This is a genomic window from Halobacillus sp. BAB-2008, assembly GCF_000328325.1.
In the GTDB taxonomy this organism is placed as follows: Bacteria; Bacillota; Bacilli; order Bacillales; family Halobacillaceae; genus Halobacillus.
The window spans coordinates 1-10,676 of the sequence record NZ_ANPF01000115.1; the positions used below are offsets into that span (position 1 = coordinate 1).

At 45.5% G+C, this 10,676-nt stretch carries 12 protein-coding genes and 1 pseudogene; 12 read left to right on the forward strand and 1 reads right to left on the reverse strand.

Annotated elements, in window-relative coordinates; translation table 11 throughout:
• Window positions 1-23: 23 nt before the first annotated feature.
• On the reverse strand, window positions 24-224 hold the full coding sequence (locus tag D479_RS19345) for a cold-shock protein (RefSeq protein WP_008640480.1): 201 nt from the start codon (window positions 222-224) through the stop codon (window positions 24-26).
• Between the two features lie 298 nt (window positions 225-522).
• Between D479_RS19345 and D479_RS19350 the strand changes: the two genes are divergently transcribed.
• From D479_RS19350 to D479_RS19400, 12 genes and pseudogenes are all read left to right on the forward strand, one after another.
• On the forward strand, window positions 523-2,193 hold the full coding sequence (locus D479_RS19350; RefSeq protein ID WP_008640481.1) for a formate--tetrahydrofolate ligase: 1,671 nt from the start codon (window positions 523-525) through the stop codon (window positions 2,191-2,193).
• Between the two features lie 95 nt (window positions 2,194-2,288).
• Window positions 2,289-3,143 carry a DUF72 domain-containing protein gene (locus D479_RS19355; protein ID WP_008640482.1) on the forward strand — a complete coding sequence of 285 codons (855 nt, stop codon included), beginning with the start codon at window positions 2,289-2,291 and terminating at the stop codon, window positions 3,141-3,143.
• Window positions 3,144-3,155: 12 nt separating this feature from the next.
• Window positions 3,156-3,749 (forward strand): HD domain-containing protein, encoded by a 594-nt coding sequence (locus D479_RS19360; protein ID WP_008640483.1) that lies wholly within the window; start codon window positions 3,156-3,158, stop codon window positions 3,747-3,749.
• A gap of 13 nt (window positions 3,750-3,762) precedes the next feature.
• Entirely contained in the window at window positions 3,763-4,722 is a 960-nt protein-coding gene (locus tag D479_RS19365) for a thymidylate synthase (RefSeq protein ID WP_008640484.1), read from the forward strand.
• A gap of 22 nt (window positions 4,723-4,744) precedes the next feature.
• Window positions 4,745-5,245: a dihydrofolate reductase gene (locus D479_RS19370; protein WP_008640485.1), complete on the forward strand. Its 501-nt coding sequence runs from the start codon at window positions 4,745-4,747 to the stop codon at window positions 5,243-5,245.
• Window positions 5,242-5,829 carry a molybdenum cofactor guanylyltransferase gene (locus D479_RS19375; protein WP_008640494.1) on the forward strand — a complete coding sequence of 196 codons (588 nt, stop codon included), beginning with the start codon at window positions 5,242-5,244 and terminating at the stop codon, window positions 5,827-5,829. Before D479_RS19370 ends, D479_RS19375 begins: the two co-directional genes overlap by 4 nt.
• Window positions 5,830-5,953: 124 nt before the next feature.
• Window positions 5,954-6,126, forward strand: a pseudogene (locus D479_RS20385) (twin-arginine translocase TatA/TatE family subunit).
• Window positions 6,127-6,164: 38 nt separating this feature from the next.
• Complete coding sequence (gene tatA / locus D479_RS19380) at window positions 6,165-6,353, forward strand: twin-arginine translocase TatA/TatE family subunit (protein ID WP_008640498.1); 189 nt, start codon at window positions 6,165-6,167, stop codon at window positions 6,351-6,353.
• A gap of 55 nt (window positions 6,354-6,408) precedes the next feature.
• On the forward strand, window positions 6,409-7,173 hold the full coding sequence (gene tatC, locus D479_RS19385) for a twin-arginine translocase subunit TatC (protein WP_008640500.1): 765 nt from the start codon (window positions 6,409-6,411) through the stop codon (window positions 7,171-7,173).
• Window positions 7,174-7,327: 154 nt separating this feature from the next.
• Window positions 7,328-7,546: a YozE family protein gene (locus tag D479_RS19390; protein WP_008640502.1), complete on the forward strand. Its 219-nt coding sequence runs from the start codon at window positions 7,328-7,330 to the stop codon at window positions 7,544-7,546.
• 2 nt (window positions 7,547-7,548) lie between these two features.
• On the forward strand, window positions 7,549-8,703 hold the full coding sequence (locus tag D479_RS19395) for an exonuclease SbcCD subunit D (protein ID WP_008640504.1): 1,155 nt from the start codon (window positions 7,549-7,551) through the stop codon (window positions 8,701-8,703).
• 1 nt (window position 8,704) lies between these two features.
• Window positions 8,705-10,676, forward strand: a 1,972-nt coding sequence (locus tag D479_RS19400) for an SMC family ATPase (RefSeq protein ID WP_008640505.1), incomplete at its 3' end; no start/stop codon positions are given.

The window sequence follows — 10,676 nt, forward strand, 5'->3', positions numbered from 1 at the left end:
GTTGCCTTTTTCGGCTGCTCTGTTTATGCTTTCACGACGTTGGCAGCTTGTGGGCCGCGATCGCCTTCAACGATTTCAAATGTGACCGCCTGTCCTTCTTCCAATGATTTGAATCCTTCCTCCTGGATGGCGGAGAAGTGAACGAATACATCGCTGCCGCCTTCTACCTGTATGAAACCGTAGCCCTTCTCAGCATTGAACCATTTCACTGTTCCGTTTTGCATAGGCTTCTTCCTCCTGTAACTTGCACGTAAAACGTGGGAATTACAAATATACAAACGAAAAAAACATAGACGGCAAGGGAATAATAAACCCCCAAGCATTTCTATGGGAGCTACCTTGCTTTTGTGATTACGCTCAGTATATTTGCTTGATTTCAATATATCTTATCCACTTAAAAGCGTCAATATTCTGACTATATGAAGGATGAAGAATAAGAGGTTTCAGCACTTCCCTATTTCTATAGTAGATAGTGGGGTACAATAAGGGCGAAACCGTTTATTGGAAAGGATGAAGGACATTATGAAAACAGATATAGAAATCGCAAGGGAAGCAAAGATGAGACCGATTAATGAAATCATTGATCAACTGTCCTTAGGTAAGGAAGATTGGGAGCCTTATGGTCATTATAAAGCAAAATTATCCGACCGCCTGCTCGATAAATTGTCTGATCGTCCAAATGGAAAGATCATACTTACGACTTCCATTAATCCAACCCCGGCAGGAGAAGGGAAATCCACCGTGACTGTCGGTCTTGGTCAGGCGCTGAACCAAATCAACAAAAAGACCGTCATCGCTTTAAGGGAGCCCTCCCTTGGTCCGACTATGGGAATAAAAGGTGGTGCAGCCGGCGGAGGATATTCTCAAGTCGTTCCGATGGATGACATCAACCTGCATTTCACAGGAGACATCCACGCCATTACGGCCGCGAACAATGCTTTGGCAGCATTCATTGATAACCATATCCATCAAGGGAATGCGTGCAACCTTGACCCGCGGAGAATAGAATGGAAGCGCGTCCTGGATATCAATGACCGTGCACTTCGACAAGTCGTAGTAGGGTTGGGAGGTCCTGTGAAAGGAGTGCCGAGAGAAGATGGGTTTCAGATTACCGTAGCGTCTGAGATTATGGCAATCCTCTGTCTCGCTACAGATCTAAAAGACCTAAAGCAGCGTCTGTCTGATATCGTTGTCGGTTATACATACGATAAACAGCCGGTATATGTGAAGGACCTTGGTTTTGAAGGTGCGTTGACGCTTCTTTTGAAAGATGCTGTAAAACCAAACCTCGTCCAGACGCTTGAGAACACGCCTGCCATTATCCATGGAGGACCATTCGCCAATATTGCTCACGGATGCAACAGCGTTATTGCCACACGACTGGCGGCGAAACTCGGTGACTATGTAGTTACAGAAGCCGGCTTCGGTGCAGATCTCGGGGCAGAGAAATTCTTAAATATTAAAACACGTGCCGGTGGTTTTGAACCCGATGCTGTCGTCATAGTCGCAACAATCCGAGCCCTGAAAATGCATGGTGGAGTAAAAAAAGATGCGCTGGAGACGGAAGATATCGCCGCTTTAAAACGAGGTGTTGCGAACTTGAAGAAGCACATGGAGACCATAGAACAATTCAATCTTCCTTATGTTATTGCCATCAACGCATTTCCGACAGATACGGATCGGGAGAAAGATACGTTAGTGGATTGGTGTCAGAATGAAGGAGCCGTTGTCTCTCTTGTTAATGTGTTTCAAGAAGGGGGCAGAGGCGGTATTGACTTGGCAGAAAAAGTTGTAACGGCGTCGGCAGCAAAGACGGGTTCCATGAGGTATATGTATGATATAGAAGACAGCATTGAAGAAAAGGTGAGAAAGATTGCGGTTAACGTGTACGGGGCCGATCAAGTGGAATGGTCATCCAAAGCGAAGAAGCAGATCAACCAGCTGGAAGAACTGGGATATGGGAACTTGCCGGTCTGCATGGCTAAAACGCAGTATTCTTTAACGGATGACCCGGAAAAGCTCGGCCGGCCGGAAGGCTTTTCGATTCATGTGAAAGAATTTCATGCCTCTGTGGGTGCCGGATTTCTCGTTGCTTTGACAGGTGACGTGATGACAATGCCGGGGCTGCCTAAAAACCCTGCAGCGCTTCAAATGGATGTGAAGGACAACGGGACCATCACCGGTTTGTTTTAAGGAGTACCGGGACTCTTCTAGTCAGGAAGAGTCCTTTTTTGGTACAATATCGATAGTCTTAAGTGAAGAAAGCTTGAGTAAAGGAGGTATGGTGGGTGGGCGTGAAGATCGGTTTAACCGGTTGGGGAGACCATCCGGCTTTATATACGGAACAGACCAGATCAGAAGAAAAGCTTGCGGAATATGGTTCTCACTTTCCGGTGGTGGAAGTAGATACGGCTTTTTATGCCATTCAGCCCAGAGAAAGGTATGAGAAATGGCTGAAGGAGACGCCCGATTCGTTTTCCTTCGTTATTAAGGCCTTTCAGCAGCTGACCGGACATGACAGGGAATCCAGGTCTGTGCAGGAAGCAAGGGATTTAATGAAGCGGTACGAAGAGTCCATTCAACCAGTGTGGGAGAAAGGACAGATCGACTGCCTTTTGTTCCAATTTCCTCCCTGGTTTGATGTCAGAAAAGAAAACATAAGGAAATTGAGATACATACGTGACTGGCTGGAATCATACCCCTTGGCCCTGGAGTTCCGTAACCGGTCTTGGTTCCAAGAGGGGTATAAAGCACAGACATTGGATTTTATGAGAGATCAAGAGTGGATTCATACCATTTGTGATGAACCACAGGCGGGGGAAGGTTCTGTCCCGCGAGTGCTTGTACCCACCCATCCCAAAAAAACACTGGTACGCTTCCATGGACGAAATATTCATGGATGGAACAAGAACGGCCGGAAAGATTGGCGAAAAGTCCGTTTCTTATACCGATACAACGCAGAAGAGCTGCAGGAGTGGGCGGATCGTATAACAGAACTGCAGAAAAAAACACCGGAGATCACCCTGCTTTTTAATAATAATTCCGGTGGAGATGCGGCAGATAACGCAAAAGAAATGCAGGATCTGCTGAAGATTCAATATCATGATCTCAATCCAAGGCAGATGGATCTATTCGGATTTTAAGGGGGATCTTTGTTGAAGGAAGCGGAGAAACTGACAGAAATAAAAGCATTTGTATTCCGGCTTTTCCATGACGATGTTACAGGGCACGATGATAATCATATGCAAAGGGTCGCAGAGTGGTCGAGGTTACTTGCCGTGAAGGAAGGCGCGGACCCATTTCTTTCTGAGGTGGCCGGGTGGCTTCATGACGTTGGCGATGACAAGCTGTTTGCATCGAAGGAAGAGGCGATAAAAGAGCGGGATGAGCTGTTGAGGAATCTTCATTTTTCGGAAAGAGACATCACTTATATCTATCATGCCATTGAGACCGTATCATTTCGAAAAGGGAAAACTCCGGACACTCTATTAGGAAAAGTCGTGCAGGATGCGGACCGTCTCGACGCCATTGGTGCGATTGGGATTGCTCGAACATTTGCGTTCGGCGGCGCAAAGAACCAACCCCTTTATCGAAAAGAAGGGGGCAGCTCTTTTTCTCATTTTCACGAGAAACTGCTTCTTCTTAAAGACAAAATGAATACGCCCTCCGGCAGGGAGGAAGCAGATCGACGGCATCAGTTCATGGAAGAGTTTATCAATCAATTCAACAGGGAAACAGCTTCAGAGTAAAAGGAGAATCAACATGGCGAAGAATGAACAGGCTTATCTAGATTTATGCAGAATGGTGAAAAATGAAGGAACGATAAAGCAGGACCGGACAGGGACCGGTACAAAGTCGGTTTTCGGTCATCAAATGCGGTTTGACTTGAAGGATGGGTTTCCACTGCTGACAACGAAACGGATCCCCTTTCGTTTGATTGCATCGGAATTGCTCTGGTTCATTAAAGGCGATACGAATATCCAGTATCTGCTGAAGCATAACAACAATATTTGGAATGAATGGGCGTTTCAGAAATGGATTGAAAGTGATGCCTATCAAGGGCCTGATATGACAGATTTCGGACGTCGGAGTCTCGAGGATGATTCCTTCAAGGAACGCTATGATAAAGAGATGGCAGCATTTAAGGATCGTATTCTTGAAGACGATGCATTCGCAAGCACTTACGGGGACCTCGGATCTGTTTACGGAAAACAGTGGAGGGAATGGCGTACGTCAAGAGGAGATACGATTGATCAGCTTAAAAATGTCGTAACAGCAATTAAGCATAATCCGGATTCAAGAAGACATATCGTAACAGCCTGGAACCCGGAAGATGTTCCATCCAATATGGCGCTGCCGCCATGCCATGCTCTTTTCCAATTCTACGTCGCAGATGGCAAGCTTTCCTGTCAGCTGTATCAAAGAAGCGGAGATATCTTCCTCGGCGTTCCTTTTAACATTGCGAGCTACGCGTTACTTACGCATCTGATTGCACATGAATGTGGACTGGATGTCGGGGAATTCATCCATACGCTTGGAGATGCCCATATTTACAGCAATCATTTAGAACAGATCGACACACAGCTTGCACGCACACCGAAGGATTTCCCTCAATTGAAGCTGAACCGGGATAAAAAATCCATCTTCGATTTTGAAATGGAAGATATTACAATCGAAGGGTACGAGCCTCACCCGGGTATTAAAGCGCCTGTAGCTGTCTAAAAAACATAAAGGATGTGGAAAAATGATATCTTTCATTTTCGCAATGGATAAAAATCGTTTAATCGGCAAGGACAACGACCTTCCTTGGCATATACCTAACGATTTTAAATTTTTTAAAGACATGACATGGGGAAAGACGATCATCATGGGACGTAAAACGTTTGAATCGTTCGGTAAGCCTCTTCCAGAGCGTAAACATATCGTTATTACCAGCAATCCGGACTATGACAGGGACGGCTGCACAGTGATTCACTCTATGGAAGATATCCTAAAGCTTGAAAGGGACGAGCCTGATAAAGAATGGTTTGTCATCGGGGGAGCCGTATTATTTGAAAAGATGCTTCCCCATGCGGATCGAATGTATTTAACCTATATCGATGAAAGTTTTGAAGGGGATACGTACTTTCCAGCTTTCCGGTTGGAAGATTGGGAATTGGTAGCTGAAACGAAAGGGTTGAAAGACGAGAAGAATCCGTATGATTATTACTTCCGCACATACGAGAAAAAGGAAGGGAGTAAATGACCCGCCTTTGCGGACTCGTATTAAACGGTGGTAAATCTACGAGAATGGGGACGGATAAGTCTGCACTCGTCCTTGGAGATCGTCCGGTTCTTGCACATGTAATTGATACAATGGAGCGGCTCACTTCTATTGTTGTCATCAGTCAGAACCGAGGGGATTACCCGGGGTATCCGACTGTAATGGACCACCTGAATGATGCAGGGCCGCTGTCCGGGCTCCATGCGGCTATGGAAGAAAGGGAAGAAGATTGGTTCATCGTAGCAGCAACCGACATGCCCTTTGTTCAACCCGAAGTTTATACTCATTTACTTATGCAGAGAAAAGATAAGGCCGTCATCCCTTCCTTTGACGGTCTCCTCCAGCCTATGTCAGGCATTTACCCAAGGACGATGCTTGATACACTTCACCGCTATCTTCATCAAGGCGGAAGATCCGTGAGAGGACTGCTGGAAACGACCGGTTATACGAAAGTATCTGATTTCAGCTCATTAAAACCCGAAATACTAAACAGGCACTTCTTTAACATGAATACATGGAATGAGTTTGAACAAGCGAAAGAGCTCTCGAAATTTACCGGCAGATAGAGACAATCTCTACCAGAACATGGTATGATGAAAGAAAGAGCGGTTTCTTTTCCCGCTTCTGTCTTTTTCTTATGAAAACGGTTAAACTAAGAATGCAAGTTATCTGAGAGGGCGGTGAAGCTGTATGGCCAGCATAGGTGTACCTGGATTGATCCTCATACTTACGATTGCACTTGTCATCTTTGGACCGAAGAAACTGCCTGAGACTGCCAAGCTGCCGGGGAAACATTGAAGGAATTCAAGAAGTCTACACGGGAGCTTACAGAGGAGAGCAAAGACGATAAGACAGGGAAATAAAGGTCCTGTCTCTTTGTCTAATGGATGGAGGAATTGTCTTGTTTTCTAATATAGGGATACCAGGGCTTATCTTGATCCTTGTGCTTGCTCTCGTCGTTTTCGGCCCTTCTAAACTTCCTGAGATAGGAAGAGCTTTCGGCTCGTCCCTGAGGGAATTTAAGAAAGCGGCAGGGGATATTCTTTCTGACGGAGAACAGCAGAAGGCAGACAAGCCGGGCAAAGAATAATGAAAGGTGTAAGGGGACTCCCTTGCATCTTTTTTCACGTCGCGTATGGGAGGTAATGGAATTGGCTGAAGAGAAATATGACAGAGATATAGAGATGAATGTAACGGAGCACTTGAGTGAACTGCGCAGAAGAATTATTTGGACCCTTCTCTTCTTCGTCCTTTTTTTCATTGCAGGTTTCCTCTATGTTAAACCGATTCAGGCATTTTTTGTGAAAGACCTCCCTTTTGAATTGAATATGACGAGCCCTGGAGAAATCATTTGGATCATCTTTACCATCGCAACCATTGTTGCAATCATCGGGACGCTTCCCGTTCTAGCCTTTCAGGCGTGGTTGTTTGTTAAACCGGCACTTACGCCGAAAGAAAGAAAAGTTTCGCTGTCCTACATACCTGCTGTATTCCTTCTTTTTCTGGCAGGACTGACATTCGGATATCTCGTGTTTGTCCATCTGATTCTTCCTTTCTTGTTGTCGCTTAACGATGGAATGTTTAATGAGATCTATACAGTGGAAAGATATTTCCGCTTCTTATTCCGTGTGACCATCCCGTTTGCCATCTTGTTTGAGATTCCTATTCTGGTTATGTTTCTCACAAGTCTTGGTATCGTTACCCCAGGCTTTCTAGTCAAAATTAGAAAGTATGCATATTTCGTACTGGTTATTATCGGAACCATTATTTCCCCTCCGGATTTCATTCTTCAGCTTGTCGTGGCGGTTCCTCTGATCATTCTTTATGAGATCAGCATTCTCCTATCGCGTGTCGTTTACAGGAAGAAGAAGGAAGCGCATGAAGCGTTTATGGATGATTCCAACGGGTAAAGGGTTGTCATACTTATAAGACAGAAGAATCCTCGATATACAGGGGGTTCTTTTTTTCTTTTGTCGTTGAATTTATTGGCTAAAACCGTAATGTTTTGCCGAATTCGTCCGTTCGTGATAAAAATAAGGAAGAAGATCGAGGAGGAAACAGAAAATGAGATCGTTTTACCATTATATGATGCGTTACCGCGGTAACCTGGTTTTAAATGAAGAAAAACAGCTTGCAGAGTGGATGTTTAAAGACCACAGTTTTCCGAGACAAGCGAAGACGTACGATGAGATCAGCAGATACTTGGAATGGAATGCTCCTTTCCCCTCTGCCTTATCAGCATTTGACAGACTTTACGAACAATATATGTTAGAGGAGGAGTAGGCATGAAATTCATCCATACAGCGGATTGGCACCTCGGCAAAATCGTAAACTCGGTACATATGACAGAGGATCAGCGTTGGATTCTCGCTAAATTCATAGAGATAGTAAAAACGGAGGCTCCGGATGCAGTGGTAATTGCAGGAGACCTCTACGACCGCTCCATTCCTCCAAAGCAGGCAGTGGAGTTGTTAAACGAGACCCTGACAACTTTAATTAATGACCTGGGCATCCCTGTACTTGCCATTTCAGGTAATCATGATAGTCCTGACCGCCTTCAATTTGGTAGTGAACTGTTCAGGAGGCAGGGACTTTTCCTTGATACGAAACTGAAGCCGAACAGACAGCCTGTTACGTTATACGATACGCACGGCCCGGTACATTTTCACTTAATTCCGTACGTCGAGCCGGCAGAAGCGGCATCTGTTCTGGAAGATGATACAATCCATTCTCATCAGCAGGCGGCAGAAGCGCTTGTGCAGGATATAAAGGATAGATTTAACGAAGAGGAACGGCACGTGTGGGTAGGTCACGCCTTTTTAGCTGGAGGAATGGAGAGCGAGTCCGAAGAAAGGCTCTCCATGATTGGAGGCAGTCCCTATGTCGATGCTGCATTATATGATGGATTTTCTTATGTAGCGCTCGGGCACCTGCATCAATCCCAGCGAATCACTACGGATTATATCCGCTACAGCGGATCCATTCTAAAGTACTCTTTCTCGGAAGCCAATCATAAGAAGTCAGTCACAGTTGTCGAAATGGATGAGTCGGGAGACACTACATTTACTAAAGTTCCCCTTGTTCCAGAGAGAGATTTTGAAATCGTTGAGGGATTTTTCGAAGATCTTATGGTAGGAGAGGCGGCAGGAAACCCAGAGAATTATCTGCACATTCGATTATTGGATGACGGCCAGCTGATTGATCCGATGGGAAAATTACGTCAAGTTTATCCTAATATACTTCATTTGGAGAGAAGAAGATCCCTTACCTATGCGAATCTGGAAGATCTCCATGAAGTGAAAAAGCGACAGACATTATCGTATCAGGATCTATTTCGATCTTTTTATGAAGATATAAAGGGAGACGAAATATCAGAGCATCGAAGCCGGTTGGTGGAAGATGCGGTGCAGCACTTGAAACAGGAGGACAGGGGGCGTTGATATGAAGGCATTAGCTATTCGAATGGGAGCATTTGGTCCCTACAGGAATGAACAAGTGGTCGATTTTACAATGCTCGGCGGTGAATCGATCTTTTTAATTACCGGACCTACCGGAGCTGGTAAAACGACAATTTTTGATGCCATGTGCTTTGCTTTATACGGGCGTGCGAGCGGAAGTGACCGGGATCAGGATACAATGAGGAGTCACTTCGCCCATCCTAATGATCCGACGTTTGTGGAGTTTTCCTTCGAGCTGAGAGGGAAAACCTATCGGGTGGTAAGAATGCCCAAACAGACAAGAAAGAAGGAGCGGGGAGAAGGGTTTAAGGAAGACCCGGCTCGTGCGGAGCTGTTCCTCTTAACAAACGATCAGGAACAGCTGGTTGCATCGAAGGTGAAGGAAGTCAACGAATATATTGAGGAAATCATCGGTTTAGATTATGAACAATTCCGTAAGATGATCATGATCCCTCAAGGGGAATTCCGTAAGCTTATTTCCGAGAACAGTAAGGAACGGGAGGAGATACTTCAACGTATCTTCAAAACGAAGTTCTTTGATGACATAACCGAATACTTTAAAACACAGTCCAAACAGCTGGAAGAAGAAATCAAACAGTTTGAATGGAAGATCGAGCAGGAACGGAATCAAGTCGTTTGGGAAGATCAAGAAGCCACCTATGAAAGCGAGGAACTATCCCGTTTCAATACGCGTCTGGATGATCGCCTGGAAAAACAGGAAACACTTGTCGCTGCGGAAAAAGAAGCGGTGGAAAGACTAGAAGTAGAAGTCGATGAATGGAAAAAACGGTACCACCACTCGGAGCAGCTCCTGGAATTGTTTGAGGAAAAAGCATCGCTTGATGAAGAGAAGCACGCACTGGATCAGAAGCAAAGCGAAGTGGAAAAAACAGAGAAAGAGCTGCAAGCCGCAAGAAGAGCCGCCGAGATCACTCCCTATGAGAAACAATACAAGGAACGGATGGAGGAATGGCAGAAGTGGCAGAAATCGTTTGAAGATAAACTTGCAAGTCTTAAAACTATTCGTGAAGAATTCCATCAGATCGATGAGGCTTATCACAAGCTTTCAGGAAAAGAGGAAGAGCGGGAACAGTTGAAAAGCTCTTGGGAGCAAGCAGTGGAAGAGCAGGAGAATGTAGCCATTTATAATAAACTGCTCGAAGACAGCAAAGCATACACAACATCCATTGCAACGAGGGAAAAGAAGCTGGCCGAGCGGAAGGAAGCATTGGGCAAGTGCGAAAACCGCGCGGAAGAATTGAAAAATCAGCGAAGAAAAGAGCGGGAAACGTCCGATTCCTGGTATGAAACGAAGCAGCGAATAGACGTACTCTATAAGCGGTTGGAAGGGCTTCGGCAATTGCAGGAGCATTGGCGTAAACTTGAGGAGATGCGCAGAAACTATCAATCTTTCATGAAACAGTATAAAAACGTAGAGGTCCGTCAACAGTCTTCCAAGCAGGCTTACGAGGATTCTCTCGAAGAAATCCGCCATCATCATGCGTACACTCTTTCTTTGAAGCTGGAAGAAGACACGCCGTGTCCTGTTTGTGGAAGCAGCGATCATCCCCGCCCGGTCGATCGTCCATTAAATGTCCCGGCTCAGGAAGAGCTAGACCGCTTGAAACAAGTTTATCAAGAGGATGATGCTGCTTATCAAGAAATGCAGCGCCAATTGGTAACAGTTACATCGGCTGGAGAAGCGCAGAGACAGCTGACGGAGAAGGCCATGGAAGAATGGGATGGTTATGTGAAAACGCTGGATGAACAGGCCATTCAACGGGCCATTATTCAATCTGAAGAGGATCTGAAAGCGGCAGAGCAGCGCTTTGAAGAGCTTGATGCCATGTGGAAATCGTTGACGGAAGCGGCAAAAGAACTGGAACAGGTGGAAGAACGTTCGGCGAAGCTTCGATCCGCTCAGGAAGAAACGAGAAGTCGTCTGCACGAAGAAG